Origin of the sequence: Serpentinimonas barnesii (genome assembly GCF_000696225.1) — a bacterium.
Lineage (GTDB): Bacteria > Pseudomonadota > Gammaproteobacteria > Burkholderiales > Burkholderiaceae_C > Serpentinimonas > Serpentinimonas barnesii.
Genome location: NZ_BAWN01000025.1, coordinates 1 through 23,919 on the forward strand (window position 1 = coordinate 1; position 23,919 = coordinate 23,919).

21 protein-coding genes are annotated in these 23,919 nt (G+C 66.4%); 9 read left to right on the plus strand and 12 right to left on the minus strand.

Translation table 11 applies throughout. The features are described from left to right. Positions 1 to 143: 143 nt before the first annotated feature. Positions 144 to 821: an RloB family protein gene (locus SRAH_RS08110; RefSeq protein WP_029462845.1), complete on the minus strand. Its 678-nt coding sequence runs from the start codon at positions 819 to 821 to the stop codon at positions 144 to 146. A 4-nt stretch (positions 822 to 825) separates the two neighbouring features. Then, the gene (locus tag SRAH_RS08115; protein WP_029462846.1) at positions 826 to 2,094 is read right to left on the minus strand and encodes an AAA family ATPase; all 1,269 of its coding nucleotides are present in this window, start codon (positions 2,092 to 2,094) and stop codon (positions 826 to 828) included. A 280-nt stretch (positions 2,095 to 2,374) separates the two neighbouring features. On the opposite strand from SRAH_RS08115, the gene pyrE reads away from it, so the two are divergent. Together pyrE and SRAH_RS08125 are read left to right on the plus strand one after the other, a co-directional pair. After that, positions 2,375 to 3,100: an orotate phosphoribosyltransferase gene (pyrE, locus tag SRAH_RS08120; RefSeq protein WP_232841020.1), complete on the plus strand. Its 726-nt coding sequence runs from the start codon at positions 2,375 to 2,377 to the stop codon at positions 3,098 to 3,100. 28 nt (positions 3,101 to 3,128) lie between these two features. Continuing rightward, on the plus strand, positions 3,129 to 3,794 hold the full coding sequence (locus SRAH_RS08125; protein ID WP_029462848.1) for a hypothetical protein: 666 nt from the start codon (positions 3,129 to 3,131) through the stop codon (positions 3,792 to 3,794). Position 3,795: 1 nt separating this feature from the next. On the opposite strand, the gene gatB is transcribed toward SRAH_RS08125, so the two are convergent. Genes gatB through gatC form a run of 3 tightly spaced genes read right to left on the minus strand, consistent with a single transcriptional unit; the run spans position 3,796 to position 7,105 of the window. Next, positions 3,796 to 5,277 carry an Asp-tRNA(Asn)/Glu-tRNA(Gln) amidotransferase subunit GatB gene (gatB, locus tag SRAH_RS08130; protein WP_029462849.1) on the minus strand — a complete coding sequence of 494 codons (1,482 nt, stop codon included), beginning with the start codon at positions 5,275 to 5,277 and terminating at the stop codon, positions 3,796 to 3,798. Beyond that, entirely contained in the window at positions 5,274 to 6,809 is a 1,536-nt protein-coding gene (gatA, locus tag SRAH_RS08135) for an Asp-tRNA(Asn)/Glu-tRNA(Gln) amidotransferase subunit GatA (RefSeq protein ID WP_029462850.1), read from the minus strand. The genes gatB and gatA overlap by 4 nt, the downstream gene beginning before the upstream one ends. Then, positions 6,806 to 7,105 carry an Asp-tRNA(Asn)/Glu-tRNA(Gln) amidotransferase subunit GatC gene (gene gatC / locus SRAH_RS08140; RefSeq protein ID WP_029462851.1) on the minus strand — a complete coding sequence of 100 codons (300 nt, stop codon included), beginning with the start codon at positions 7,103 to 7,105 and terminating at the stop codon, positions 6,806 to 6,808. The genes gatA and gatC overlap by 4 nt, the downstream gene beginning before the upstream one ends. A 124-nt stretch (positions 7,106 to 7,229) precedes the next feature. Between gatC and SRAH_RS08145 the strand changes: the two genes are divergently transcribed. From SRAH_RS08145 to mrdA, 4 genes are read left to right on the plus strand one after another with little or no spacing between them, the layout of a single operon-like run. Further along, on the plus strand, positions 7,230 to 8,276 hold the full coding sequence (locus SRAH_RS08145; protein ID WP_029462852.1) for a rod shape-determining protein: 1,047 nt from the start codon (positions 7,230 to 7,232) through the stop codon (positions 8,274 to 8,276). Between the two features lie 19 nt (positions 8,277 to 8,295). Next, the gene (gene mreC / locus SRAH_RS08150; RefSeq protein ID WP_029462853.1) at positions 8,296 to 9,234 is read left to right on the plus strand and encodes a rod shape-determining protein MreC; all 939 of its coding nucleotides are present in this window, start codon (positions 8,296 to 8,298) and stop codon (positions 9,232 to 9,234) included. Then, positions 9,231 to 9,761, plus strand: coding sequence for a rod shape-determining protein MreD (mreD, locus tag SRAH_RS08155; protein WP_029462854.1), 531 nt, complete (start codon positions 9,231 to 9,233; stop codon positions 9,759 to 9,761). Before mreC ends, mreD begins: the two co-directional genes overlap by 4 nt. Before the next feature lie 26 nt (positions 9,762 to 9,787). Further along, positions 9,788 to 11,734, plus strand: coding sequence for a penicillin-binding protein 2 (gene mrdA, locus SRAH_RS08160; RefSeq protein WP_029462855.1), 1,947 nt, complete (start codon positions 9,788 to 9,790; stop codon positions 11,732 to 11,734). A 28-nt stretch (positions 11,735 to 11,762) separates the two neighbouring features. Here the strand turns inward: mrdA and ybeY are convergent, their stop codons facing one another. Then, positions 11,763 to 12,251: an rRNA maturation RNase YbeY gene (ybeY, locus tag SRAH_RS08165; protein WP_029462856.1), complete on the minus strand. Its 489-nt coding sequence runs from the start codon at positions 12,249 to 12,251 to the stop codon at positions 11,763 to 11,765. Beyond that, a complete protein-coding gene (locus SRAH_RS08170) occupies positions 12,248 to 13,363 on the minus strand; it encodes a PhoH family protein (RefSeq protein ID WP_082210135.1) in 1,116 nt (371 codons plus the stop codon). Before SRAH_RS08170 ends, ybeY begins: the two co-directional genes overlap by 4 nt. 29 nt (positions 13,364 to 13,392) lie before the next feature. Here SRAH_RS08170 and ruvA point away from each other — a divergent pair, with 29 nt between their 5' ends. After that, positions 13,393 to 13,977, plus strand: coding sequence for a Holliday junction branch migration protein RuvA (gene ruvA, locus SRAH_RS08175; protein ID WP_029462858.1), 585 nt, complete (start codon positions 13,393 to 13,395; stop codon positions 13,975 to 13,977). 9 nt (positions 13,978 to 13,986) lie between these two features. After that, positions 13,987 to 15,045, plus strand: a complete 1,059-nt coding sequence (ruvB, locus tag SRAH_RS08180; protein ID WP_029462859.1) for a Holliday junction branch migration DNA helicase RuvB — start codon at positions 13,987 to 13,989, stop codon at positions 15,043 to 15,045. A gap of 28 nt (positions 15,046 to 15,073) precedes the next feature. On the opposite strand, the gene SRAH_RS08185 is transcribed toward ruvB, so the two are convergent. Further along, positions 15,074 to 15,712 (minus strand): histidine phosphatase family protein, encoded by a 639-nt coding sequence (locus SRAH_RS08185; protein ID WP_029462860.1) that lies wholly within the window; start codon positions 15,710 to 15,712, stop codon positions 15,074 to 15,076. Positions 15,713 to 15,803: 91 nt separating this feature from the next. Between SRAH_RS08185 and SRAH_RS08190 the strand changes: the two genes are divergently transcribed. Then, positions 15,804 to 16,781, plus strand: a complete 978-nt coding sequence (locus SRAH_RS08190) for a chemotaxis protein (RefSeq protein ID WP_029462861.1) — start codon at positions 15,804 to 15,806, stop codon at positions 16,779 to 16,781. Here the strand turns inward: SRAH_RS08190 and ttcA are convergent. The 4 genes from ttcA to SRAH_RS08210 form a co-directional block, all read right to left on the minus strand. After that, a complete protein-coding gene (ttcA, locus tag SRAH_RS08195; RefSeq protein WP_082210136.1) occupies positions 16,760 to 17,749 on the minus strand; it encodes a tRNA 2-thiocytidine(32) synthetase TtcA in 990 nt (329 codons plus the stop codon). The two genes, SRAH_RS08190 and ttcA, sit on opposite strands and share 22 nt — an antisense overlap. A 49-nt stretch (positions 17,750 to 17,798) precedes the next feature. Further along, the gene (locus SRAH_RS08200) at positions 17,799 to 19,889 is read right to left on the minus strand and encodes an EAL domain-containing response regulator (protein ID WP_045476781.1); all 2,091 of its coding nucleotides are present in this window, start codon (positions 19,887 to 19,889) and stop codon (positions 17,799 to 17,801) included. Then, the gene (locus SRAH_RS08205) at positions 19,886 to 22,867 is read right to left on the minus strand and encodes a response regulator (RefSeq protein WP_052369140.1); all 2,982 of its coding nucleotides are present in this window, start codon (positions 22,865 to 22,867) and stop codon (positions 19,886 to 19,888) included. Before SRAH_RS08205 ends, SRAH_RS08200 begins: the two co-directional genes overlap by 4 nt. Before the next feature lie 75 nt (positions 22,868 to 22,942). Continuing rightward, positions 22,943 to 23,800: a phosphate/phosphite/phosphonate ABC transporter substrate-binding protein gene (locus SRAH_RS08210; RefSeq protein ID WP_029462865.1), complete on the minus strand. Its 858-nt coding sequence runs from the start codon at positions 23,798 to 23,800 to the stop codon at positions 22,943 to 22,945. Positions 23,801 to 23,919: the final 119 nt, after the last annotated feature.

Genomic DNA, 23,919 nt, shown 5'->3' on the forward strand with positions numbered 1-23,919 from the left:
CGAAAAAGCCCTTGCTGGCCGCAGAGCGGATGCCGTTTAGGTTGGCGGTGATGATTTTCATTTTTTGAACTCGGTGGTCACGAGGCTTGTGGCTACGGAACGGGGGCGAGCAGCCGCCTCGTTGGCTTGAAGCTGCTACCAGATCAGTCTTTCAGGTGCACGAGCCGCGAGACAAGCTCGTGCATCGCGGTGTACGGCTGGGTGCCATCGTGGGCGGTGGTGGCCTTGGCCAGGCGCTGCGCGCGCTGGGTGGCAAGCTCCATGCGGTCTAACGCAGCGGCCCAGTGGCCGCCGCTGCCCTTCTCGTAGCTTGGCAGATGCCTCTTCAGCCGCTGCAGCGCCTCGTGGCGGTGCAGCGGCGCATGCACGTCTTCAAAATGCAGCAGCAGCCAAAGCTCGAAGCACGGCACCGAGGCCACCACGTCCACCGGCACGGCGGCACGGTTGTCGTTCCGAATCTTGCCGCTCTGTGCTGCTGCCTGTGCCAAGGCCGCGTGATAAGTCTTGTGTTCGTCGCGGTCAAACACCACCACGATGCGGTCGAACTCGCCGGCATGAACCCCACGCTCGCGGTCACCTTCCTTGAAAACGGTCAGGGCGTACTCCAGCACTTGCTGTGGCTCGGTACCGATCTGGCTGTGGAGCACTTGAACATGGGCGGTTGCTAGCCTAAAGGTCTGCTGAATTTCGCGCAGGTACTGCGGCTCGGTCTGCGCGCCTTCGCAGACGATAAGCAGGCGCTCATAGGGCTGGCGCACGGCCGCTCGGCGCTTGAGGTCGCGGGCGGCCTGCCGGTGTTTGGGCTGCTTGTCCTTGCCCATCGCGTCAGAGCACCCCGGCCTTGGCTGAGGTCGGCCAATCGCTAAAGAAGGGCACGGCACCGTAGCGGCCCGTTAGGTAGCCGCGCTCCCAAGCTTCTTGCTTGCGGGGGCTAAAGTCGGTCAAGGGGTACAAGCGGGTGGCTTGGTCGGCATCCTTCTCGGTGAACCAGACCTGGTCGCGCCGGAACAGGGTGTGGTCCAGCAGCGAGGTGTCATGGGTGCTGAAGATGAGCTGCGCGCCTTTGGGGTTGAGCTCGGGCGTTTGGAACATGGTGATCAAGCGCCGCACCAGCAGGGTGTGCAGGCTGCTGTCGAGCTCGTCCACCACCAGCACGCGCCCGTCACGCAGGCAATCCAGCACGGGCGCGATCAGGCCGTACAGGCGCTGTGTGCCCTCGGACTCGTCATGCAGCTCGAACTTGGCCGAGCCCTTGGGCGTGCTGTGCTCGAACACCGGCAGCAGGAACTCACGCTCCTCTTGGCTGGCTTGCAGGCCACTGGCGCCCAGCACCCATTGGGCGTGCATGCCCTTGCGGGGCACCGCCTGAACGTCAGCAATGGAGATGTCGGCTGCCGACAGGAATTCGCGAATCGAGGCGCGCCCTGGTTCGGTGGCCAGCAGCGCCGTGGTGAAGTCAGGCCACACGGTGGCGCCGGCCGGCAGGAACAGGATGTTGCGCACGATCCAGTTGAACACCGGGCTGAGTTGTTCGCTGTTGAGCTGGGCCGCCATGGACAGGAACAGGGCATTGGGGCGCGTGCTTTCTTGCCAGAGTTTGCGCGGGCCCGTCAGGTAGGTGCTGAACTCGTAGTCGTAGCCATCGCCTTCGAGGTGCTGCCGGCTGAAGAGCTGGGTGGGCTTGCTGCTTCGATACACCAGCAGCGACTCACTGACGATGCGCTGGGGCGTCATCGAGAACGCGTACTGGTGCCGCACGCTAGACAGCAGGAAGGTGATCTCGAACTCGGTGGGCTGCTGGGCACTGGCTGCGTCCAGCTTAAAGGGCTGAACATTGTAGGTTTGGCCCGGCTGGATGGTGGTGGCCGACTCGGCCACCACGGCACGGAGGTAGTCCAAGGCACGCAGCAGGCTCGATTTGCCGCTGGCGTTGGGCCCATAGACCACTGCGCTGCGCAAGGCATGTGGCGCCGCCTTCAGCCCGGTAGGCGCCAAGTGCGTTGCGGCCATTTCCTTGTCACCAGACGCGATCAGGGTGAGAGCCTGCTCGTCACGGATTGAACGGTAGTTTCGAACCCGAAACTCAAGCAACATAGGCCGTCTCCTTATAAACAAGTATTAAATTATTGCAGAAAATATTCAAAAATGAGTCATATTTTATGTGAAATTTTGTGGATGCGCTGCCTAAGCGCAGCGCACACGGCCCTCTGTCAGGCTGGCGTCCAAGCGCTGCAGCACCAGGTTGGGCGCGCAGCTCCTGCACGCCCCCTACAATCCGGGCGCGGCTTCTTGCACCCATGTCTGCAGGCCCTTGCGGGTGGCGCAGCGGGGCTGCTGGGGTTCAGACGGGTCAAGCGTAACAAGGATTTTCTCCATGGCAGATGTGCAACAGGTGGCCAAGATGGCCCAGGCCGACGCCGGTCTCGATGGGCTGGCGCAGGACTTTGTGCGATTTTCGGTTGAATCGGGCGTGCTGCGCTGGGGCGAGTTCCAGACCAAGGCCGGGCGCCTGAGTCCGTATTTTTTCAACGCGGGCGGTTTTGACGACGGCGCCAAGCTGGGCCGACTGGCGCAGTGCTATGCGCAGCGCATCATTGCCAGCGGCATCGAGTTCGACCTGCTGTTTGGCCCGGCCTACAAGGGCATACCGCTGGTGGCGGCGCTGGCGGTGGAGTTGGCGCGGTTGGGCCACAACCGGCCCTTTGCCTACAACCGAAAAGAGGCCAAGGCGCACGGCGAAGGCGGTACGCTGGTGGGCGCGCCGCTGCGCGGGCGGGTGCTGATCGTGGACGATGTGATGAGCGCGGGCACGGCGGTGCGCGAGTCGATCGATCTGATTCGGGCCGCCGGGGCCACGCCGCACGCGGTGGCGATTGCGCTCGATCGGCAAGAGCGCGCCACCGAAACCGGCCCCGACGGCGCGCTGCGCGACCTGCCGCACAGCGCGGTGCAGTACGTGCGCGAACAGCTCGGCTTGCAGGTGTGCGCGATTGCGCGCCTAAACGATTTGCTCGATTATCTGCAACAGCAACACAGCCCCGAGATGGCCGGGCACCGCGCGCGCGTGCAGGCCTACCGCCAGCGTTACGGTGTAGACTGAGGGGATAAAGATTTTTTAGGGGGTGCCGATGCGGTGCGCACGAAACGTGCTGAAGGTGCGGGTGGGGTTGGTGGTGGCGGCGGCGCTGCTGGGTGGCGCTGCGCTGGCGCAAACCGGCAGCATTTTTACCTGCACTGACGCGCAGGGTCGCAAGCTGACTTCGGACCGGCTCATCATGGCCTGCTTGGACCGTGAACAGCGCGAACTCAGCCCCAGCGGGGTGGTGCGCCGCGTGATCGCGCCGTCCCTCAGCAACGAGGAGCGCTTGCGTGCCCAAGAGCGCGCCCGCACCGAGGCGCAAGCGCGCGACCGCGCCACCGATGAGCGGCGCCAGCAACAGGCGCTGCTGATGCGCTATGCCGACCCAGCCACCCACCAGCGCGAACGCACGCAGGCGCTGCGGCCGGTGCAAGCCATGTTGGCGGCGGCCGAGCGGCGCCAGCAAGAGTTGGGGCGGCAGCAGCAAGCGGTTGCCGACGAACTGGCCCACCTGCAGCGCGCCGATCCTGCTGCAGCCGCGCCCGCGCGCTTGCTGCAGCGCAAGGCCGATATTGAGCAGCAAATGGTGTCGCAAGAGGGCTTGGTGCGGGGTCATCAACGCGAACTCGAGCGCATCGAGGAGCGCTTCAACGCCGAGCTGCAACTGCTGCAGCGCCTGTGGGCGGAGCGCGATGCGCAGGGCCCCGCCCGCTGATTCAGGCGCCCAAAAGCTGCTTGAGCAGCGCGTTCACGCGCGCCGGGTCGGCCTTGCCTTGGCTGGCTTTCATCACTTGCCCAACCAAGGCGTTGAAGGCCTTGTCTTTGCCGGCGCGGTATTCGGCCACGTTTTTGGCGTTCGCCGCCAGCACCTGCTCGGCGATGGCGTGCAGCGCGCCGCTGTCGCTTAGGGTCTGCAAGCCCTTGGCGGCGATCAGCGCATCGACTTGGGCCAGCGCGGCGGGTAGCGATTCGACCGCTGCGCCCTCGGCCTGGCTCCAGAGCGCCTCGAACACCTGTTTGGCGGCGTTGTGGCTTAAGCTGCCGTCGGCAATGCGCACCAACAGCGCCGCCAGTTGCAGCGGGCCCAGCGCGGCCGCCTCCATGCCCTGTTGCGCCTCGTTGAGGCGGCGCGAAAGCTCGCCCATGATCCAATTGCTGGCCAGCTTGGGCTGCCCGCTGGCGGCGGCGGCGCGCTCGAAATACGCCGCCATGGCCGGGCTTTGGGTGAGCGTGGCGGCGTCGTAGGCGGGCAGGCCATACTGGGCCACGAAGCGCTCGGCCATGGGGCGCGGCAGCTCGGGCAGCTCGGCGCGAATCTGCTCTATCCACTGCGGCGCGATGCACAGCGGCGGCAGATCGGGGTCGGGGAAGTAGCGGTAGTCGGCCGCGTCTTCCTTGCTGCGCATGGCGCGGGTTTGGCCGCTGTCGGGGTCGAACAGCACCGTGGCCTGCTGGATGGCGTGGCCGTCTTCGATCTGCCCGATTTGCCAGCGCAGCTCGTAGTCGATCGCCTGCTGCATGAACTTGAAGCTGTTGAGGTTTTTGATCTCGCGCCGGGTGCCCAGCGGCTGCCCCGGTTTGCGCACGCTCACGTTGGCGTCGCAGCGAAACGAGCCCTCTTGCATATTGCCATCGCAGATGCCGATCCAGGTCACGATCTGGTGCAGCGCCTTGGCATACGCCACCGCCTCGGCGCTGCTGCGCATGTCGGGCTCGGTAACGATCTCCAGCAGCGGCGTGCCGGCGCGGTTCAGGTCGATGCCGCTCTGGCCGTGAAAATCTTCGTGCAGGCTCTTGCCCGCGTCTTCTTCGAGGTGTGCGCGCACCAGCCGCACCGTGCGCGCCTGCCCGGCCAGCTCAAAGCCCACGCTGCCGCCTTGCACCACCGGGATTTCGTACTGGCTGATCTGGTAGCCCTTGGGCAAATCGGGGTAGAAATAATTTTTGCGCGCAAACACGCTGCGCTCGGCGATGTGCGCCCCCACCGCCAGCCCAAAGCGAATGGCGCAGGCCACCGCCTCGCGGTTCATCACCGGCAGCGAGCCCGGCAGCGCCAAGTCAACGGCGCAAGCCTGGGTATTGGGCTCGGCCCCAAACGCCACCGAGGCGCGGCTGAAAATTTTGCTGCGCGTGGCGAGCTGGGTGTGGGTCTCGAAGCCGATCACGACTTCGTAGCCTTGAATCAAAAGGGCGCTCATGGGCGGGTTCCGGGGCAGGAAGGGGTCAAGGGCGGCGGCATGCGGGTGTGCCAATCGCTCACCAATTGCAACTGGTGTGCCACTTGCAGCAGCCGGGCTTCGCTCAGGTAGTTGCCGATCAGTTGCAGGCCCACGGGCATGGCTGCGGCACCAAAACCGGCGGGCAGGCTCAGGCCCGGCAGACCGGCCAGCGAGGCCGGCAGGGTGTAGATGTCGGCCAGATAGGCGGAAAGCGGATCGGCGGTTTTGGCACCGATGGCCCAGGCCACGCTGGGGGCCACCGGGCCGGCGATGAGGTCGCAGTGGGAAAAGGCGGACTGAAAATCTTGCGCGATCAGGCGCCGGATCTGCTGCGCCTTGAGGTAGTAGGCATCGTAGTAGCCGTGGCTGAGCACGTAGGTGCCCAGCAGGATGCGGCGCTGCACCTCGGGCCCGAAGGCCTCGCTGCGCGAGCGCTTATACATTTCCAGCAAATCGGCGTATTCGGCGGCGCGGTGGCCGTAGCGCACACCGTCGTAGCGGCTCAGGTTGGAGCTGGCCTCGGCCGGGGCGATGATGTAGTAGGCCGGAATGGCCAGCTCGGTGCGCGGCAAATCGATGTCGAGCAAGGTAGCACCCAGCCGCTCGCACTCGCTCAGGGCGGAGCGCACGGCGGCCAGCACGTCGGCGTCGCAGCCGGTGCCAAAAAATTCGCGCGGCAAGCCGATGCGCAACCCCTGCAGCGGCTGGGCGGCGCTGGCACCGGGCCAGGGCTGGCCGAGCAGCCGGGTGTAGTCTTCGGGCGGGTGCTCCAGGCTGGTCGAGTCGCGGTCTGGGTCGGGCCCGGCCATGGCCGTGAGCAGCAGGGCGCAGTCGAGGGCGCTGCGCGCCATCGGGCCGGCTTGGTCGAGGCTGGAGGCGTAGGCCACCAGCCCGTAGCGCGAGCAGCGGCCGTAGCTGGGCTTGATGCCGGTGATGCCGCAAAAGCTGGCGGGCTGGCGGATCGAGCCGCCGGTGTCGGTGCCGGTGGCGGCCGGGGCCAGCCGGGCTGCTACCGCCACCGCCGAGCCGCCGGAGGAGCCGCCGGGCACGCGCGCCACATCCCAGGGGTTGTGCGCCGGGCCGAAGGCGGATTGGTCGTTGCCCGAGCCCATGGCAAATTCGTCGCAGTTGAGCTTGCCCAGCGTCACCGCGCCTTCGGCGGCCAGGCGCGCCACCACGGTGGCGTCGAAGGGGCTGCGGTAGCCTTGCAGCATTTTGGATCCGGCGCTGGTGGGGAAGTCGCGCGTGACCAGCACGTCTTTGTGCGCCAGCGGCACCCCCAGCAGCGGGCCGCGCTCGCCGGCGGCCAGGCGCGCATCGGCGGCGGCGGCCTGCGCCAGCGTGGCTTCTTCGTTCAGCGCCAGGTAGGCCCCTAGGCCGCTGTGGGCGTGGGCGCGGGCCAGCAGGTGCTGCGCCACTTCGGTGGCCGAGGTCTGGCGTGCGTGCAGGGCGGCGCCGAGTTCGGCCACGCCCATCTGGTGCAGTTCGGGGGTGGGGGTGGTGGCGCTCATTCGATCACCCGCGGCACGAGGTAGAGGCCGTCTTGTACGGCCGGGGCGCTGCGCTGGTTGGCCTCGCGCTGGTTGGGCTCGCTGGCCTCATCGGGGCGCAGGCGCAGCGCCACCTGCTGCAGCACGGCGGCCGGGTGCGCCAGCGGCTCGACGCCGGTGGTGTCCACCGCCTGCATCTGCTCGACCAAGGTAAAAAAGCCGTTCAGGCGCTGTTGGGCGTCCAGCGCTTGCTCGGGCGATAGGCGCAGGCGCGCAAGGCGTGCCAGGCGTTCGATTTCTTGCAATGACAATGACATGGGGCAATGAGTAAGGAGGTGTAAGCGCCTCCCGGAGCGGCGTCGATCGGGTATTATCTCCAGTTTGCGCCCGCGCAGGAAACCAGCCGGCCACCGCGTCCGGTGGTACAGGGCCATCCTCATCATGTTTGAATCCATTCGTCAGCATTTCTCTACCGATCTGGCCATCGACCTCGGCACCGCCAACACCCTCATCTACGTGCGCGGCAAGGGCATCGTGCTCGATGAGCCCTCGGTGGTCTCGATCCGCCACGAAGGCGGTCCGCAAGGCAAGAAAACCATTCAGGCGGTGGGCAAAGAGGCCAAGGCGATGCTGGGCAAGGTGCCCGGCAACATCGAGGCCATCCGGCCCATGAAAGACGGCGTCATCGCCGACTTCACCGTCACCGAGCAAATGCTCAAGCAGTTCATCAAAATGGTGCATCCGCGCTCGATGTTCCGCCCCAGCCCGCGCATCATCATCTGCGTGCCCTGTGGCTCGACTCAGGTGGAGCGGCGCGCCATACGCGAATCGGCCCTGGGGGCCGGGGCCTCGCAGGTTTACCTGATCGAAGAGCCGATGGCGGCGGCGATCGGGGCCGGGCTGCCGGTGTCGGACGCGCGCGGCTCGATGGTGGTCGATATCGGCGGCGGCACCACCGAAGTGGGCGTCATCAGCCTGGGCGGCATGGTCTACAAGGGCAGCGTGCGCGTGGGCGGCGACAAGTTCGATGAAGCCATCATTGGCTACATTCGGCGCAACTACGGCATGCTGATCGGCGAGCCCACCGCCGAGATGATCAAGAAAACCATCGGCTCGGCCTTTCCCGGCTCCGAGGTCAAAGAGATTGAAGTCAAGGGTCGCAACCTGGCCGAAGGGGTGCCGCGCAGCTTCACCATCTCCAGCAACGAGGTGCTCGAAGCCCTGACCGACCCGATCAACCAAATCGTGCAGGCGGTCAAGACCGCACTCGAGCAGACGCCACCCGAGCTAGGGGCCGACATTGCCGATCGCGGCATGATGCTCACCGGCGGCGGCGCCTTGCTGCGCGACCTCGACCGCTTGCTGGCCGAAGAAACCGGGCTGCCGGTGCTGGTGGCCGAGCAACCGCTGCTGTGTGTGGTGCTGGGCTGTGGCATGGCGCTGGACCAGATGGACCGCTTGGGCGGCAGCATTTTCGCGACCGAATAAGCCTGCGCAGCATCCGGCCATGCCGCTGGGTACCCTCGACCAAGCACCGCCCCCGTTTTTCAAGCAGGGTCCGTCGGCCTTGTCCAAGCTGCTGGTGCTGGGTGCGCTGGCGCTGCTGCTGATGGTGCTCGACGCCCGGCTGCACTGGGCCACCCCGGTGCGCCAGACGCTGGCGGTGGCGCTCAGCCCGCTGCAATGGCTGGCCTTGCAGCCTTTGCACGCCGCGCGCTGGTCGGGTCATTACCTGGGCAGCTTGCAGGCCGCCCAGGCCGAGGCGGCGCTGGCGCGGGCCGAACTGGTGCGCCAGGCCGAGCGCGCCGCCATTGTCGAACACCTGGCCCAAGAGAACCGCGAATTGCGCGATTTGCTGGGCATGCGCGCCCGCTTGCCGACGGCTGCGCGCGGGGCCCAAATCTTGCACGAGCTGGCCGACCCCTACACCCAAGGCGTGGTGATCGACCTCGGGCAGCAAGACGGCGTGCGTCCCGGATCGGCGGTGGTGGACGGCTTTGGGGTGCTGGGGCAAGTGACCCGCGTGCGCTGGGCCAGTTCCGAGGTGCGCTTGTTGGGGGATCCGCAGCAAGCCATGGCCGTGGTCAATACCCGCACCGGGCAACGCAGCCTTGCCTTTGGGGTGCCTGTGGCATGGAACGCACCGGCGCGCATCGAGCTGCGCTTTGAGCCCGCCGACACCCAGGCCATGGTGGGCGACGTGCTCACCACCAGCGGCATCGACGGGGTCTATCCAGCCGGTTTGCCGGTGGCGGAAATCGACCTGGTGGCGGCCTCGGGCCCTGACGGTTTTGCCCAGGTGCAAGCCCGTCCGCTGGCCCGCATCCAGCACGTCTTGCATGTGCTGGTGATCGATCCGGTGGGGCTGCCTGCGGCGGCGTCCACGCCGGCTGCAGCGACTGCCCCGGGCGCTGCTCAGCCCAACCCCGAGAGGCCTGCACCATGATCATGCGCGCCGGCCAAGCCTTGCTGTTGCCCGCCAATCCCGTCTTCATCTGGGGCACCCTGATGGGGGTGCTGATGTTCGAGATGGCGCTGCAGATGGCCTTGCTGGGGCGGGCCGCTTGGGCGCCCGACTTGCTGGCCCTGACGCTGGTGTTTTGGACGGTGCACCAGCCGCGCCGAATCGGGGTGGGGGTGGCGTTCGGGCTGGGTTTGCTGATCGACGTGCACCAAGGGGCGCTGCTGGGTCAGCACGCCTTGGCTTACAGCGTGATGTGCTATCTGGCGGTGCTGATTCACCGCCGCTTGCTGTGGTTCGATTGGTTGCGCCAAACCGCCCATGTGCTGTTGCTGTTTGTGCTGGCGCACGCGCTGCAGTGGCTGGTGCGGGCCTTGGCGGGCGACGGCGGGCCCGATCTCGGGATGGTTTTGGCGCCCCTGTGGCAGGCCGCCTTGTGGCCGCTGGCTACGGCCTTGTTGTTGGCGCCCCAGCGGCGCGCGCACGACCGCGATGACGACCGGCCGCTCTGAGCGCCACCAAACCATGCCAGCCTGCCATGCACGACGTTGAACTTCAGTTGCTGCGCTTTCGGCACCGGGTGCAGGTGGCGCTGGTGGTGGTGCTGCTGGCCTTGGGTTTGCTGGGGCTGCGCATGTATGTGCTGCAAATCCAGCGCCACGCCGATTTGCAGGGGCGGGCCGAGAGCAACCGCACCGCCGTGCTGCCGCTGCCGCCGTTGCGCGGGCAAATCGTGGACCGCCACGGCGTGGTGCTGGCCGACAACCAGGCCGTGTTCACGCTAGAAATCACCCCGGCGCTGGCCGGTGATCTGGAGCAAACGCTGGCCGCTGTGGCCGAATTGATCCCGATCACGCCGCGCGAGCTGCGCCGCTTCCAGCGCTTGCGCGCCGAGTCGCACCGCTTTGATTCGCTGCCACTGCGCACGCGCCTGACGGCCGAGGAAATGCCTGTCATTGCCGCGCAGTTGTTCCGGTTGCCCGGCGTCTCGATCCAAGCGCGGCACTTGCGCCACTACCCGCTGGGCGCGACGGCGGTGCACGTGGTGGGGCATGTGGGGCGCATCAATCAGCGCGATCAAGAGCGCATGGCCGAGTGGCCGCCCGAGCGGTTGGCCAACTACCGCGGCACCGACCACCTGGGCAAGCTGGGGGTGGAGCAAAGCCACGAGCCAAGCCTGCACGGAACGACCGGTTTCAAACGGGTCGAAATCAATTCCCACGGCCAGGCGGTGCGCACCTTGGAAACGACGGCGGCGCAACCTGGGCACACCCTGCGCTTGACCATCGACGCGCGCCTGCAACATCTGATCGAGCAGCTTTTTGGCCAGCGCCGGGGCGCCTTGGTGGCGATCGACCCGCGCAACGGCGAAATTCTGGCCTTTGTCAGCCTGCCCACCTTCGACCCCAATCTGTTCGTCGATGGCATTGGCGTCGAAGACTGGCGCGCCCTCAACGAATCGATCGAGCGGCCGATGCACAACCGCGCTTTGCGCGCGACTTACCCACCGGGCTCGACCTACAAGCCGTTCATGGCCTTGGCGGGGCTGGAACTGGGCTTGCGGCGGCCCGATTCCGTGGTTTACGATCCCGGCTTTTGGGTGCTGGGCAACCAGCGCTTTCGCAGCGTGGGGGAGCGCCACTTGGGGCCAGTGGACCTGCGGCGCGCCATGGCGGTTTCGAGCAACGTGTATTTTTATACCTTGGCGCACGAAATGGGCATCGAAGCCATGCACGATTTCATGCAGCCACTGGGTTTGGGCCAGCTCACCGGCATCGATTTGGTGGGTGAGTCGCGCGGCTTGTTGCCCAATCAGGCGTGGAAGCGCAGCGCTTACCAACACCCTTCCCAGCAGCGCTGGTTTGCGGGCGATACGGTGGCGGCCGGCATCGGGCAGGGCTACAACAGCTTCACCATGCTGCAACTGGCCTCGGCCACCGCCACGCTGGCCAGCGGTGGCGTGCGCCAGCGCCCGCATTTGGGGCTGCGCGTCTACGACCCCAGCGCACCGCGTGGGCGCGCCTTGGTTGAGCCGGAGGGTCATGCGTTGAACCTGAATCCTGCGCACCTGCAGGCGGTGCTCGATTCCATGGAGGCGGTCAACGTGGAAGGCGGGACGGCTGCGCGCGTCTTTGCTGGCGCGCCCTACCGCAGCGGCGGCAAGACCGGCACCGCGCAGGCGGTGGGCATCGCCCAAGGCCAGCGCTACGACGCCGCCCAATTGGAAGAGCATCAGCGCAGCCACTCACTCTACATCGGCTTTGCGCCGCTGGAGTCGCCCACGGTGGCGCTGGCGGTGATCGTGGAAAACGCCGGCTTTGGCTCGGTGGCGGCGGCGCCGATCGCACGGCGGGTCTTTGATTACCTGTTGTTGGGCCTGTACCCGAGTGAGCAAGACATCGCCGCCACGCAACTGGGCCAAGCGGGCGCCCCCATCGGCGTGCAGCGGCAGGTGCGCGAGGTGGTGTGGCACGTGCGGCCCTGAGGGGGCAGCCAAACGCCGTGGTGGTGCCCTAGCCCGGTGGCTGCGCGGCATAGGGATCGGCAAATCCGAGCCTGGCGAGGATCTCGCGCTCGCGCGCCTCCATCGCCTCGGCGTCGGCTGCGCTGGTTTCGTGCTCCCAGCCTTGGGCGTGCAGCGCGCCGTGCACGATCAGGTGCGCATAGTGGGCTTGCAGGCTTTTGCCCTGGGCGGCGGCTTCTTGTTCCAGCACCGGGGCGCACAGCACCAGGTCGGCGTGTACCACGGGCGCTTGGGCGTAGTCGAAGGTGAGCACGTTGGTGGCGTAGTCACGCTGGCGGTAGTCGCGGTTCAGCGCCCGGCCTTCTGCGCTGCCGACGATGCGCACCGTGATTTCGCCCGGTGCCGCCAGCGCGTGGCGCAGCCAGCGCTGCACCAGGTGCCGGGGCAGGGCGGCGCGGTGGGTGGCCAGGGCCGCCTTGGCCGGTGCACCCTCTGGGGGGGCGAATTGCAGCGAGAGCGTGAGGGGGGGCAGCTTCATGGGGCGGGTGCAGCGGGAACGACGGGGGTGGCAGCAGGGGCTGCGGCAGGGGCCGTAGGCGGGCGGCGGCGCGCTCGGGCGGGCGCAGGGCGGGGCGCAGAACCAAGTGCGGTGCCAGGGGCTGCAGGGTTGGAGGCACGCTGGGTGGCACCCTGCGCACAGTGCGCGCCTTCGCTCACCCGGCCGCCGCCGCTGTCGTAGGCATCGACGATGCGCGCGACCAGCGGGTGCCGCACCACGTCGGCGCTGCTGAAGCGGTTGAAGGCGATGCCTTGCACGCGCTTCAACACCCGTTCGGCGTCGATCAGGCCGCTGAGCTGGGTGCGCGGCAAGTCGATCTGGCTCACATCGCCCGTGATCACGGCCTTGCTGCCAAAGCCGAGCCGGGTCAGAAACATCTTCATCTGCTCCGGGGTGGTGTTTTGCGCTTCGTCTAGGATGACGAAGGCGTGGTTCAGCGTGCGCCCGCGCATAAAGGCCAGCGGCGCGACCTCGATCTGCTGGCGCTCGAAGGCCTTTTGCACTTTCTCAAAGCCCATCAGGTCGTAGAGCGCGTCGAACAGCGGGCGCAGATAAGGATCGACCTTTTGCGCCAGGTCGCCGGGCAAAAAGCCGAGCCGCTCGCCCGCTTCCACGGCCGGGCGCGTGAGCACGATGCGCTGCACCGCGCTGCGCTCCAGCGCATCGACGGCGCAGGCCACGGCCAGAAAGGTTTTGCCGGTGCCCGCCGGGCCGATGCCAAAGGTGATGTCGTGCGTGGCCATGTGCGCCAGGTAGCGCTGCTGGTTCGGGCTGCGGCCCTGCACCGTGCCGCGCCGGGTTTGCAGCAGCAGCGCCTCGGGGCCGGCGTTGGGCAGGGCGGTTTCGCCGCTGAGCATGAGCTGCAGCTGCTCGGCCGGGATCGGGGCGCGCGCCATTTCGTACAGCGCTTGCAGCACCTGCAGCGCCTGCTCGGCGCGCGCCTTGGGGCCTTCGATGCGAAACTGCTCGAATCGGTGCGCCACTTTGATTTGCAAGGCGGCCTCGATGCTGCGCAAGTGGCAGTCCAGCGGGCCGCACAAGTGCGCCATGCGCAGGTTGTCGGGCGGGGTGAAGGTGTGGCGCAGAATCAAACCGATAATCCGCAGAAAGGAATACCCCGATGATAGGCAAATTAAGCGGCACCCTGTTGGAAAAATCGCCGCCGCAGATCGTGATCGACTGCCACGGCGTGGGCTACGAGCTTGAGGTGCCCATGAGCACCTTCTACGGCCTGCCCGCGCTGGGTGCGCCGGTGGCGCTGCTGGCGCACCAGGTGGTGCGCGAAGACGCGCACCTGCTGTACGGCTTTGCCACGGCGGTGGAGCGCCAGGCCTTTAGGCAGTTGATCAAGATTGCGGGCATTGGGCCGCGGCTGGCGCTGTCGATTTTGTCGGGCTTGAGCGTGGCCGAGCTGGCGCAGGCGGTCACGGCGCAAGACGGGGCGCGCCTGATCAAGGTGCCGGGCGTAGGCAAAAAAACCGCCGACCGGCTGCTGCTCGAACTCAAGGGCAAGCTCGGGGCCGATCTGGGGCCGTTGGTGCCTGGGCGCACACCACCCGCCAGCGCGGCGCAGACCGACATTGAGCAAGCCCTGCTGGCGCTGGGCTACAACGAACGCGAGGCCGCCGCCGCGCTGAAGGCGCTGCCGCCCGAGGTGGGGGTGAGCGAGGGCATCAAGCTGGCGCTGAAAGCGCTGGCGCGCTAAGGGGCTGCCATGAGCATAGAAACCGACGACTTTGCCCCCGCCGCCCGGCGCACCGTGTCGGCGCGGCCCGAAAGCCCACGCGAGGAGGCGCTGGAGCGCGCCCTGCGCCCCAAGGGGCTGGCCGAGTACGTGGGGCAGGCCAAGGCGCGCGAGCAGTTGGAGATTTTCATTGGGGCGGCCAAGAAGCGGCGCGAGGCGCTCGACCACGTGCTGCTGTTTGGCCCGCCGGGCTTGGGCAAAACCACGCTCAGCCACATCATCGCCTATGAGCTGGGCGTGAACCTGCGCCAAACCAGCGGCCCGGTGCTGGAAAAGCCCAAGGACCTGGCGGCGCTGCTCACCAACCTAGAGCCCAACGATGTGCTGTTCATCGACGAAATCCACCGCCTCTCGCCGGTGGTGGAGGAAATCCTGTACCCGGCGCTGGAGGACTACCAGATCGACATCATGATCGGCGAAGGGCCGGCGGCGCGCTCGATCAAGCTCGATTTGCAGCCCTTCACGCTGGTGGGGGCGACCACGCGCGCGGGCATGCTCACGAATCCGTTGCGCGATCGCTTTGGCATCGTGGCGCGGCTGGAGTTTTACAGCCCCGAGGAGCTGGAGCTGATCGTGCGCCGCAGCGCCGGCCTGCTGGCGGTGCCGCTGGATGCCGCCGGGGGCTTTGAGATTGCGCGCCGCTCGCGGGGCACCCCGCGCATTGCCAATCGGCTGCTGCGCCGGGTGCGCGACTACGCCGAAGTCAAGGGCGACGGCCGCATCACCGAGCAGACAGCGCAGCGCGCCCTGACCATGCTCGACGTCGATGCGCTCGGTTTTGACCTGATGGACCGCAAGCTGCTGGAAGCGCTGATCCACAAATTCGACGGCGGCCCCGTGGGGCTGGACAACATCGCCGCCAGCATCGGCGAGGAGCCCGGCACCATCGAGGACGTGATCGAGCCCTATTTGATCCAGCAAGGCTATTTGCAGCGCACCCCGCGCGGGCGCATCGCCACCCAAGCCGCGTACCGGCACTTGGGGCTGGCAGCGCCCAGCGCCGCCCACGACCTCTTTGCCGCCGAGTGACCAAGCCTACAAGACGGGCGCGAGGGGCTTAGCTCAGCGGCTCATCGACCGGCGCGGCGTCCAGGTGCAGGGTGTCGGCCCAGCCCACCAGCCGCAGCCCCTGCGGGCTCCAGAGCAGGCGGTTGATGGCGGCGTTGCCCAACTGCCAGGTGCGCGGCGCTTGCAAGTCCACCCCGGTGGCCAGGCGGTACAGGGTATCGAGCACGCCGCCGTGGGTGACGATCACGATCTGCTGCCCCAGGTGCGCCGCCGCCACTTCTTCCAGCGCCTGCTGCACGCGCTGGCGCAGCGCCAGCAGCGACTCGCCACCCGGCGGGGCGAAATCCGGCACGCGGCGGCGCCAAAGCTCGGTGAGATCGGGCTGCGTGGTTTCGAGTTCGCTCCAGCGGCTGCCTTGGCAGACGCCAAAGTGGCGCTCGCGCAAACCCAGGTGCAGTTGCGTCTCCAGGCCTTGGGTGCGGGCGATGGCGGAGGCGGTGTCGGCGGCGCGCAACAAATCGCTGCTGTAAACGGCCCCCAGCGGCTCGCCGCGCAGCGCCTCGGCGGTGCGTTCGGCCTGCCAACGGCCGGTCATGTTGAGCTCGATGTCGAGCTGGCCTTGGATGCGGTTGTCGCGGTTCCAGGCGGTTTCGCCGTGCCGGATCGCCAAAATGCGGGTGCAGTGCACGCTTGTGTCCCCTAAAAAAAGCCGACAGCAGATCGGCAAGCCCTAGAATGGTAACGGGGATGGCGCGGTGCTGTCGCCACGAGGAGTTTTTATGCCCACTGCTGCCCAAAAAGAGATCGACGAGCGCACCAACCTGACCGGTTCCAACAAGTTCGAGATGCTGCTGTTCAGGCTTGGCGACGCCAAGGGCAGCGAGCGCTCCGAGCTGTTTGGCATCAATGTGTTCAAAATCCGCGAGATCGTGGCCATGCCCGCAGTCACGGCCATGGCCGGTGCGCCGCAGCACGTGCTGGGGGTGGTGAACCTGCGCGGCCAGGTGATCCCGGTGATCGACCTGCCGGCCGTGGTGGGCTGTGTGCCCAAGACCGGCCTCAACATCATGCTGGTGACCGAGTACGCGCGCACCACGCAAGCCTTTGCGGCCGAGTCGGTGGAAGACATCGTGCGCCTAGATTGGAAGCAAATTTTGTCGGCCGACGAAGCCATGGCGCGCGGCTACGTGACCAGCATCGCGCGCCTCGATGGCGACAAAAACAGCACCCGGCTGGCGCAGATTTTGGATGTGGAATCGATTTTGCAGCGCATTTTGCCGGCTGAGGAAGTGAACCTCAAGGCCAACTCCAGCGGTCCCGAGCTTAAATTGCGCCCCGGCGCGATCATCCTGGCCGCCGACGACTCCTTCGTGGCGCGCAGCATGATCGAGCAGGAGTTGAAGGCGCTCAAGCTGCCCTACGAAATGACCAAGACCGGCCAAGAGGCTTGGAATCGGCTGCAGGCCATTGCCGCCGAGTGCAAGGCCCAGGGGCAGGAGTTGAACGAGCGCGTGGCGCTGGTGTTGACCGATCTCGAAATGCCCGAGATGGACGGCTTCACCCTCACGCGCAACATCAAAAAAGACCCGGTCATGCGCAGCGTGCCGGTGGTGATCCACTCCTCGCTCACCGGCGACACCAACGAGCAGCACGTGCGCAGCGCCGGGGCCGACGCCTATGTGGCCAAGTTTGCCGCGCGCGAGCTCGATGTGGTGCTGCGCCAGGCGCTGGCGCGCTACGAGGCCGTGGTGGCCTGAGTCTGCGCTTGCGCTGGATCGGGCGGCGGTGCGGCACACGCGCTGCCCGCGGCGGGGCGCGCTTGGCGCAGGGCTTGCACCGAAACCGATACCGGAACCGGCACCGGCACCCCCAGTCCGGTGGGGGCGGCGTTTGCGGGCGCCTCTTCGCTATCGAACACGGTATCGCCCTCGTCCGAGGGCTGGCCCGTGGTTTGCAGGGTCTCGAAAGGGAACAATTCGCGGTCCATCAGGTGGCTGGGCACCACGCTTTGCAGCGCCTTGAGCATGTTGTCGAGCCGCCCCGGGTGTTTTTTCTCCCACTCGCGCAGCATCTGGCCCACTTGCTGGCGCTGCAGATTGTCTTGGCTGCCGCACAGGGTGCAGGGGATGAGCGGGAACTGGCGCACTTCGGCCCAGCGGATCAGGTCCGGTTCGGCCACGTAGGCCAGTGGCCGAATCACCATGAATTCGCCGTTGTCGCTCACCAGCTTGGCCGGCATGCCTTTGAGCTTGGCGCCAAAAAACATATTGAGCAGCAGCGTTTGCAAGATGTCGTCGCGGTGGTGCCCGAGCGCAATCTTGTTGCAGCCCAGTTCGCGCGCCACGCGGTACAAAATGCCCCGGCGCAGGCGGCTGCACAGGCTGCACAGGGTTTTGCCCTCGGGGATCACTTTTTTCACCACGCGGTAGGTGTCTTGGGTCTCGATGTGAAAGGGCACCCCAAGCTGCGACAGGTAAGCGGGCAGCACCTCGGCCGGAAAGCCGGGTTGTTTTTGGTCCAAGTTGACGGCAATCAGCTCGAACTCGATCGGGGCGCGCTGGCGCAGCTTGAGCAAAATGTCGAGCAGCGCATAGCTGTCTTTGCCGCCGCTGAGGCAGACCATGACGCGGTCGCCGGCCTCAATCATGCGGTAGTCGGCAATCGCTTGGCCGGTCAGGCGGCACAGGCGTTTTTCGAGTTTGTGGTTTTCGCGTTCGAGGTTCATGGGAGTCTTATAGCCCAGTTCAGAAAGTTATCCTAAAAAGATAAACTTTCTAATTTTGCTTACTTTGGCGCAGCAGCGGCGTTAGGGTGGCCGCAGGCATGGGCCGGCCGATCAAATAGCCCTGCAGTTGGTCGCAGTGGTGCAACTTGGTCAGAAAATCGCTTTGGGCTTGGGTTTCCACGCCTTCGGCCACCACCTCCAGCCCCAACTGGTGCGCCAATGCGATGGTGGCGGCGCAGATGGCGGCGTCGTTGCTGTCGGTTTCGATGTCGCGCACAAAGCCTTTGTCCACCTTCAGGCACTGGATGGGCAGGTGCTTGAGGTAGGCCAGCGAGGAATAACCGGTGCCAAAATCGTCGATGGCCAGCCGCACGCCCAAGGCGCGCAGGGCGCGCAATAACTCGATGGCCTGCGCTGGGTTGGTCATGGCCACCGATTCGGTGATCTCAAACTCGATCTCATCTTCTTGCAGTGCAAAGCGCTCCAGCAAGGCGCGCACACTGGGCAGCAACTGGGCTGAGCGCAACTGATGCGCCGACAGGTTGGTCGACATCGACAGGCCCACAATGCCCGCGTCGCGCCAAGCCGCCAGTTGGCCGCAGGCCTGCTCCAGCACCCATTGGCCAATGGAGTCAATCAGGCCCGTTTCTTCGGCCAGCGGAATGAAGCTCAGCGGCGGCACCAGCCCGAGCCGCGGGTGGTGCCAGCGCAGCAGGGCCTCAACGCCGCTGATGCGCTGGCTTTTGGTGCACCACTTGGGCTGGTAATGCAGTTCGAACTGTTGCGACGCCAAGGCTCCGCGCAGGTCGGTTTCGAGTTCGAGTCGGCGCTGCGCCTGCGCGTTGAGCTCCGCCTTGAAGTACTGCACCTGGTTGCGCCCCAGGTCCTTGGCGTGGTACATGGCGGCGTCGGCGTGCTTCATCAGCGTGGTGGCGTCGGTGCCATCCACTGGGTAAATGCTGATGCCGATGCTGGGGCTGGAGTGCAGCACGCGCTGGCCAATGAGGTAGGGCTGACCGAGGGAGGCCAAGATTTTTCCCACCACCGCGGTGGCCGCCAAATCTTCACTCAGCCCGGTGATGGCAACCACGAACTCATCGCCACCTTGGCGCGCCACGATGTCGGATTCGCGCACGCAGGCCTTGAGGCGCTGCGCGACCTCGACCAGCAACTCGTCGCCGACCTGGTGCCCCAGGGTGTCGTTGATGAGCTTGAAGCGGTCCATGTCGATGAACAGCAGCGCCACTTCGGTGCCGCTGCGCTGCGCCTGGTTCAGCGCTTGCTCCAGTGCGGCGCTCAAATGCAAGCGGTTGGGCAAGCCGGTGAGCGAGTCGTGGTAGGCGATGCGGCGGATGCGCTCCTCGGTGGCCTTTTGCTCGCGAATGTCAGAGAAGGTGGAGATGTGGTAGTCGATCTCGCCGTGTGGGTTGCACACCGTGGAAATGGTGACCAGGCGCGGCTCGGTGGCGCCGTTTTTGTGCCGATCCCACAGCTCGCCCTGCCAAAAACCCCGGTCTTTGATGGCGCGCCACATTTCGGCGTAGAGCGCGCGCGGGTTGCGCCCCGAGGACAGGATGCGCGGGTCCTGCCCGCGCACTTCCTCGGCGCTGTAGCCGGTCAGGCGCGTGAAGGCCGGGTTGGCTTCGATGATGCAGTTGTCGCGGTCGGTGATGAGGATGGCTTCGCCGCTGTAGTCGAACACGTGCGCGGCCAGGCGCAACTGGCGCTCGTTGCGCTTGCGCGCCAGAATGTTTTTGACCCGTGCCCGCAGCACCGTGCCCACCACGGGCTTGGTGAGGTAGTCGTCGGCCCCGAGTTCCAGCCCGTCGAGCTGGGTTTGCTCGGAGGTGTCGGCCGAGACGAAGATCACCGGGATTTCGTGCGTGGTGTGGTCGGCACGAAGGTGGCGCAGCACCTCGATGCCGCTCATGCCGGGCATCATCACATCGAGCAAAATCAGTTCGGGGTGTTCGGTGCGTGCGATCAGATCCAGCGCCGCTTGGCCGCTGGTGGCGGTCTTGATGCGGTAATCGGCCTTGAGCAGCGCCGCCAACAGGTGCAGGTTGGTGGGTACGTCATCGACCAGCAACAGCAACGGTTTGGCGGGAGCCCGCGGGGCTTCGGGGTGCGGCTCACTCATGGGGCGGGTGCGGCGGTGTGGCTGGCCGGTGGCGGCAACAGGGAGTCGATCAGGCGCAGCGCGCCGGGGTAGTCGAAATCATCTATTAATTGCAATAAACGCATGATAAGCGATTGCTGGGCGGGCAGGCTCGGTAGCAGTGCGGTCAAATCTTCGATCAGATTGTCGGGCGGCAGTTCGCCTTCGGCCAGCAGGGGGCGCAGGCCTTGCAACACGGTTTGCAGGGCGGCTTCGGCGCTGTCTGGCGCCTGGGTTGCGGGCGTGGGTGCGGTGTATGCCGCAGGCACCGAAGCAGCGGTTTGATGCGCGCCATCGGGGCCCTGTTCCAAGCCGGCAATGGCTGCCAGCGCGCGCTCCAGTTGCATCTCCAGCGCTTGCAGATCTGGTATGCGCTGGGCCTTGAGTTCGGCTTCTGCTTGCCGCGCCGCTTGCGCCAGTGCCAGCAGCCCCAGGTTGGCTGCCACCCCTTTGAGGCTGTGCAGTGGCCCGGCTGCGGCCTCCAGTTCGCCCAGCGCCAGCTCGTTGGCCAGCAGTTCCACGGTGCGGGTCTGCTGGTGCGCAAAGTCGCGCAGCAGCCGCAGCAGCAGCGGGCGCTGGCCGGCGCAGCGCTGCAAGGCGGCTTCGAAATCCAGCACCGCATCCGCCGCTGCGGTGGCTGGCGTGGGTGCCGAGGCAGCGGGTGGGCTCAGATGCGGCGGCAGCGCTTGCGCAGGCAAATGCGGTGCGGGCAAATGCTGCGCCAGCACACGCGCGAGTTCGGCCGGATCGATGGGCTTGGGCACAAAACCGTTCATGCCCGCATCCAGGCAGCGCCGGCGGTCTTCGTCGAACACGGCGGCCGACAAGGCGATGATGGGCACTGCCTGGCCTTGCGGCAGCGCACGCAACTGGCGCGCGGCTTGCAACCCATCGAGCACCGGCATGTGCAAATCCATCAGGATCAGATCGAAGGGCTGCGTGCGCGCCAGCGCCAGTGCCTGCTGGCCATCGTGCGCCAGGGTGACGCGGCAGCCGAGCCTTTCGAGCAGGCCTTGGGCCACTTGCTGGTTCAAGGGGTTGTCTTCGGCCACCAGCACGCGGGCCGACTGAAAGTGCAGGCTCGTGTGTTCGGGCAGCGCACACCATGAGCCCGGGCTGGCCAAGGCGTGGCCACTCAAGGCGTTGAGCAGCACCGAAGGCAGCACCGGTTTGCGCAGCACGGCCAGCGCTGGAATATCGCCCAGCGCCTGCAGCAGTGGCTCGCCATCGTGGGCGGTGACCATCAGCGTGGCCGGTGCCTGGCCGTAGCGCTGCGGATGGGAGGCGATGCGGTGCAACAGCTCGACGCCGTCCATGCCGGGCATTTTCCAGTCCAGCAACAAGGTGCCAAACGGGCTGCCGGCCGCCTGCGCCGCCGCCAACAGATCCAGCGCCTCGGGGCCGCTGGCGGCGCAGGCGTGCTCAATCTGCCAGGCGGTGAGTTGGGTGCTGAAGATGGCGCGTGCGCTTTCTTGGTCGTCCACGATCAGCACCTTGAGGCCCAGCGCTTGCGGCTGCACGGCGGGCGCGGTTTGCGCCGAGGTGCTGGCGAGCGGAACTTCAAAGCTGAAGGTCGAGCCTTGGCCCAGCGTGCTGCGCACGCCGATCGAGCCGCCCATGAGCTGCACCAAGCGCTGGCAGATCGCCAGCCCCAAGCCAGTGCCACCATAGCGGCGCGTCACGCTGCTATCGGCCTGCATAAAGGGCTGGAACAGTTGCGCCGCCACGGTTTCGCTCATGCCGATGCCGGTGTCGCTGACCTCGAAGCGAACCATTAAGCGGCCATCGGCGGGCTGCTGCGGGCCGCTGGCGCGCACCCGCACCGTAACCACACCGCGCTCGGTGAACTTGATGGCGTTGCCCACCAAGTTGACCAGCACCTGGCGCAGGCGCAGCGGGTCGCCGAGAACCTCATTGGGCAGGTCCGGCGCCAAGTCGACCAGCAGTTCGAGGCTTTTCTCGGTCAAGCGGCTGCTAAACAGGTCGCTCACATCGCGCAGCACCTGCTCGATGGAGAAGGGAATGTGCTCCAGTTCGAGCCGCCCGGCGTCGATTTTGGAAAAGTCTAGGATGTCGTTGAGCAAGCTCAGCAGCGAGCGGCCCGAGCGCAGCACCATGTCGAGCATCTGGCGCGGGCGCTCGGGCAGGTTTTGGTCGCGCACCAGTTGCGTCAGGCCCAGCACGGCGTTCATGGGGGTGCGGATTTCGTGGCTCATATTGGCCAGAAACTGCGATTTGGCGCGGTTGGCGGCCTCGGCCTCGAACTTGGCCTGCGTCAAGGCGGCCTTGTGCTGCTCCACCTCGTGGGCGGCGCGGTCGAAAGCGGCGGCAAAATGGGCCAGTTCGTCACGGCCTTGCAGGTCGGCGCGCACCCCAGTCTGGCCTTGGCCAAAGGCCTCGATGGCCAAGCGCAACTGGCGCGCACGCGTTAGGTGCAGCCGCACGAAATACCGAAACACCGCCTGCGAGCAAATCAGCGAGAGCAGCAGCGCCAGCAGCAGGGCCAGCAGCACGTAGGGGGCCGAGTCTTCGAGCGTGGTGGTGCTCATTTGGATCGACAGGCGGCCCAAGCTGCGGCCACCCAAGGCGATGTCGGATTCAATCAGAGCGGGCGCCAGCCAGCCGTGCCGGCGCTGCCCAAACTCGGCCAGCACGAAGTGGTCGTCTTGGTGCACCCGCACAAAACCAATGGCCTCGTGCGCCTGGGTGGCGGCGAGCAAATCGGACATTTGGGCAAAATCACGCTCCAGCAGTGGCGTCTGCAGCGCCAGCGCCAGCGTGCTGGCCAAGGTCTGGGTTTGCTGCTGCTCCAAGCGCTGCGCGTGCAGCACGAACACGGTGGCAGCGGCCACGGCCATGAGCAGGGTGGCAGACCCCACCACCAGCGCAACCAGCAGCGCAAACTGGGTTTGCAAGCTGGCGGGAAAGCGCGCGCGCTGCGTTTGAAACCAATTAGACATCGGCGCGGGCAGCGGTTGGTGCAAGGGGTGGCGGAAAGCGGTGAGCGGTCAGCGACTGACTGCTGCAGCGGGGGCTCATGTACCGCCTTGCGCCAACAAGCGGTACAACTCGACCACCAGCGGATCGACCTGGGCCAATTCCGGCCCCACGGGCAGCAAGCCTTGGTGTCCCAGCTCCTGCACAAAGGCGCGTCCAACCGGTTGCTGGTTGGCAAATTGCAGCAGCGCCGGAGCCAGCGTGGGGGCTAGGTGCGCCAGCCTAGGGCTTAGCAGATAGACCACGGCCGAGAGCGCGGCGGGCAGTTCGCGCATCACTTGCAACTGCGCCGCCACGGCGGGGTCCACTTGGCGCAGCGCCGTGAGCGAAACCACGGCCGCTTGCGCTTGCCCGAGCAGCACCAGTTGCATGGCATTGGCGTGGCTGCCCGCAATGCGAACCTGCACATCGGTGCCGGGGCGCAGGCCGTTGTCGCGCAGAAAGCGCATGCCGATCACGGTCAGGGTGGCCAATCCGTCAGAGACGGCCACAGTTTGGCCGCGCAGGGCGTTCAGGTCCGTGATGGGGGCCCCGCTGCGGCGCGTCACCAGCACCGGTTGCAGCGGGGCCTGGGTGCGCGCCAGTGGCAGATAGGCAAACTGGCGCTGCGCGATGCGCGAAAAAATCAGCGCATCGGCGGTGAGGTCGTAATCGTGGCGGCGCAACATGTCAAGGTGCGCGGCGTAGTCTGGGGCCAAATGAAACTGCACCGGGGTTTGCAACTGGCGCTCAAAAAAAGCCCGCACCGGCTCGAACAGCACCGCCAGACGCCGCGCTGGCAAGTAGGGCACGACGCCAAAACGCAGCGGGGTGGCGGCGCTTTGGGCGCGCAGCGGCAACACAGCCGAGGCAGCCAAGGCGGCAGCCAGCTTGAATTGCTCACGTCGTTGCATCATACGAACTTGCACCATCAGGGCTGAAAACGCAGATCCACGATCGCCAACGGGGAACGCAAGGGCAACGCTGGCCCAGCGCTTGGTTCATCTCGCCGCCTAGGGAAAAGAGGGAAATAGGT

What these genes read in the sequence shown, in the direction of transcription:
- SRAH_RS08205 (WP_052369140.1), bottom strand. Translation starts at nt 22,867, where the DNA reads ATGTCTAATTGGTTTCAAACGCAGCGCGCGCGCTTTCCCGCCAGCTTG.
- mreC (WP_029462853.1), top strand. Translation starts at nt 8,296, where the DNA reads ATGCCGCTGGGTACCCTCGACCAAGCACCGCCCCCGTTTTTCAAGCAG.
- mrdA (WP_029462855.1), top strand. Translation starts at nt 9,788, where the DNA reads ATGCACGACGTTGAACTTCAGTTGCTGCGCTTTCGGCACCGGGTGCAG.
- SRAH_RS08190 (WP_029462861.1), top strand. Translation starts at nt 15,804, where the DNA reads ATGCCCACTGCTGCCCAAAAAGAGATCGACGAGCGCACCAACCTGACC.
- SRAH_RS08115 (WP_029462846.1), bottom strand. Translation starts at nt 2,094, where the DNA reads ATGTTGCTTGAGTTTCGGGTTCGAAACTACCGTTCAATCCGTGACGAG.
- SRAH_RS08125 (WP_029462848.1), top strand. Translation starts at nt 3,129, where the DNA reads ATGCGGTGCGCACGAAACGTGCTGAAGGTGCGGGTGGGGTTGGTGGTG.
- pyrE (WP_232841020.1), top strand. Translation starts at nt 2,375, where the DNA reads ATGGCAGATGTGCAACAGGTGGCCAAGATGGCCCAGGCCGACGCCGGT.
- SRAH_RS08110 (WP_029462845.1), bottom strand. Translation starts at nt 821, where the DNA reads ATGGGCAAGGACAAGCAGCCCAAACACCGGCAGGCCGCCCGCGACCTC.
- ybeY (WP_029462856.1), bottom strand. Translation starts at nt 12,251, where the DNA reads ATGAAGCTGCCCCCCCTCACGCTCTCGCTGCAATTCGCCCCCCCAGAG.
- SRAH_RS08210 (WP_029462865.1), bottom strand. Translation starts at nt 23,800, where the DNA reads ATGATGCAACGACGTGAGCAATTCAAGCTGGCTGCCGCCTTGGCTGCC.
- ruvB (WP_029462859.1), top strand. Translation starts at nt 13,987, where the DNA reads ATGAGCATAGAAACCGACGACTTTGCCCCCGCCGCCCGGCGCACCGTG.
- ruvA (WP_029462858.1), top strand. Translation starts at nt 13,393, where the DNA reads ATGATAGGCAAATTAAGCGGCACCCTGTTGGAAAAATCGCCGCCGCAG.
- gatB (WP_029462849.1), bottom strand. Translation starts at nt 5,277, where the DNA reads ATGAGCGCCCTTTTGATTCAAGGCTACGAAGTCGTGATCGGCTTCGAG.
- gatA (WP_029462850.1), bottom strand. Translation starts at nt 6,809, where the DNA reads ATGAGCGCCACCACCCCCACCCCCGAACTGCACCAGATGGGCGTGGCC.
- SRAH_RS08200 (WP_045476781.1), bottom strand. Translation starts at nt 19,889, where the DNA reads ATGAGTGAGCCGCACCCCGAAGCCCCGCGGGCTCCCGCCAAACCGTTG.
- gatC (WP_029462851.1), bottom strand. Translation starts at nt 7,105, where the DNA reads ATGTCATTGTCATTGCAAGAAATCGAACGCCTGGCACGCCTTGCGCGC.
- mreD (WP_029462854.1), top strand. Translation starts at nt 9,231, where the DNA reads ATGATCATGCGCGCCGGCCAAGCCTTGCTGTTGCCCGCCAATCCCGTC.
- SRAH_RS08145 (WP_029462852.1), top strand. Translation starts at nt 7,230, where the DNA reads ATGTTTGAATCCATTCGTCAGCATTTCTCTACCGATCTGGCCATCGAC.
- ttcA (WP_082210136.1), bottom strand. Translation starts at nt 17,749, where the DNA reads ATGAACCTCGAACGCGAAAACCACAAACTCGAAAAACGCCTGTGCCGC.